The following is a 2,500-nucleotide window of genomic DNA, read 5'->3' as shown; positions in this document are numbered from 1 at the left end:
CCTTCCAGCACCGGGCAGGAGTCAGACCCTATACGTCGGCTTGTCGCCTTCGCAGAGTCCTGTGTTTTTGGTAAACAGTCGCTACCGCCATTTCTCTGCAACCTCTCTCGGCTCCGGCTGTACGCCTTCACCTACCAGAGGCCCACCTTCTTCCGAAGTTACGGTGGAAATTTGCCTAGTTCCTTGGAGGAGAGTTCTCTCAAGCGCCTTAGGATTTTCTCCTCACCCACCTGTGTCGGTTTACGGTACGGACACCCTGCAAGCTCCCTACGGGACTTTTCTTGGAAGCAGAGCATCAACGACTTACCCCTTACGGGGCGCCATGGGGTCTCGGGGATAGCTGCCGCGCCTTTAATCGTACGCGACACCCCTACGCCTTTGGACTGACACAACCGCCGGTCAGCTCGTCTAGCTTTCTCCGTCCTCCCTTAGTTCAACGCTTACAAGATGGCGCAGGAATATTAACCTGCTTTCCATCATCTACGCCTTTCGGCCTCGACTTAGGTTCCGGCTAACCCTGGGAAGATTAACTTGACCCAGGAAACCTTGGGTTTACGGCGAGGGGGTTTCTCACCCCCTTTATCGCTACTCATTTCGGCATCAGCACTCCCAGCCGCTCCAGCCGCCCTTTCGGTCGACCTTCGCTGCAACTGGGACGCTCCCCTACCGCCACACGTTTTGCGTGTGACCCGAAGCTTCGGTACTAGTCTTGAGCCCCGTTACATTTTCGGCGCGGCCTGTCTTGACCAGTGAGCTATTACGCTTTCTTTAAAGGATGGCTGCTTCTAAGCCAACCTCCTGGTTGTCAATGACCTGCCACATCCTTTCTAGTGTTCACTTAGACTAGATTTGGGGACCTTAGCTGTCGGTCTGGGTTATTCCCCTCTTGCCAATGGACGTTATCACCCACTGACTGCGTCCCGGGCTAACAATTACTGGCATTCGGAGTTTGGTACGGTTTGGTAATCTGGTGAGACCCCTAGCCGTTCCAGTGCTCTACCTCCAGTATTGAATTGCCCGAGCCGATACCTAAATATCTTTCGGGGAGAACCAGCTATCACGGAGTTTGATTGGCCTTTCACCCCTACACACAGCTCATCTCAGAAATTTTCAACTTTCATGAGTTCGGTCCTCCATGCGGTGTTACCCGCACTTCAACCTGGCCATGTGTAGATCACCCCGCTTCGGGTTATAATACACGCAACTAATTCGCCCTTTTAGGACTCGCTTTCGCTCCGGCTCCACCTAACGGCTTAGCCTCGCTACGTATATTAAGTCGCCGAATCATGATGCAAAAGGTACGCCCTCGCACTGGCTTGCGCCGTAGTGCTCGGACTGCTTGTAGACATGCGGTTTCAGGTTCTTTTGACTCCCCTTGCCGGGGTTCTTTTCACCTTTCCCTCGCGGTACTTGTTCACTATCGGTCGCCAAGGAGTATTTAGCCTTACCGGATGGTCCCGGCTGATTCAGACAGGATTGCACGTGTCCCGTCTTACTTGGGTAACCCACTCAGCTCCAACCGGCTTTCGCGTACGCGACTATCACGCCCTTTGGTGTCTCTTTCCAGAGACTTCCGCTAGCCAGTCAAAGTCCTACCGTGGACCCTCTACCCCGCTGCCACTTGCGTGACATCGGTTTGGGCTGTTCCCATTTCGCTCGCCGCTACTTTGGGAATCACTCATTGTTTTCTCTTCCTCAGGGTACTGAGATGTTTCACTTCCCCTGGTTAGCTCCTGCCTACCTATGTATTTAGTAGGAGGTAACACCGCTATTCGCAGTGCTGGGTTTCCCCATTCGGACATCTCCGGATCAACGCTTGGTTGACAGCTCCCCGAAGCTTTTCGCAGCCACCCGCGTCCTTCATCGCCTCTTGGCACCTAGGCATCCACCGCACGCCCTTAGTAGCTTACTTGCCCTAATCTCTTGTCTAACGCCCGCCTCCCGGCGGATTGTCGAAACTCGAAACCAAGGCCCAGACCCCTGCTCTTCGCAGCAGGCCCGGAAAAAATCACTCTACGCTTGTAGTTAGCGCCAACCCTCTCACACCCCCCCTTCGCCTCACGGCGTCGGTTTTGGTGGGGAGTTGCGCGCCTTCTGCGAGAACTTGTTACTCAGCAGAAATTGCAACTTACCCTTCGTATGCACTTGTCAAAGAACGTTTCCCTGACTTCGGGAAAACTTGTGTGGAGCTGATCGGAATCGAACCGACGACATCCAGCTTGCAAAGCTGGCGCTCTCCCAACTGAGCTACAGCCCCGTGTGTCCGGGCCAATTTAGCTGGGTGCGTCACCGTTGCCCAGGCTTTCGCCTGCGGAAATGGTGGGCCTAGGTGGACTTGAACCACCGACCTCGCGCTTATCAGGCGCGCGCTCTAGCCAGCTGAGCTATAGGCCCAGGAGCTACCGCGTCGATTCTACAGCATCCTTCATTCTCAAAGAGCTGGTGCCGCGTCTTTCTCGCGCACTCAGTCCTTCAAAACCAAACAGCAAGCCCAGAGAAG

The 2,500-nt window shown here is 54.7% G+C and carries 2 tRNA genes and 1 rRNA gene (1 of these 3 cut by a window edge); all 3 read right to left on the bottom strand.

From position 1 onward, the window contains the following. A 23S ribosomal RNA gene (locus LZ199_RS45750) occupies nucleotides 1-1,912 on the bottom strand; it reaches 1,052 nt to the left of the window's first position. 272 nt (nucleotides 1,913-2,184) lie between these two features. Beyond that, nucleotides 2,185-2,257 (bottom strand) — tRNA-Ala (locus LZ199_RS45745). Between the two features lie 60 nt (nucleotides 2,258-2,317). Further along, nucleotides 2,318-2,394 (bottom strand) — tRNA-Ile (locus LZ199_RS45740). Nucleotides 2,395-2,500: the final 106 nt, after the last annotated feature.

It is taken from the genome of Myxococcus qinghaiensis, from assembly GCF_024198215.1.
GTDB lineage: Bacteria > Myxococcota > Myxococcia > Myxococcales > Myxococcaceae > Myxococcus > Myxococcus qinghaiensis.
This window is presented reverse-complemented; position numbering and strand designations above follow the sequence as displayed.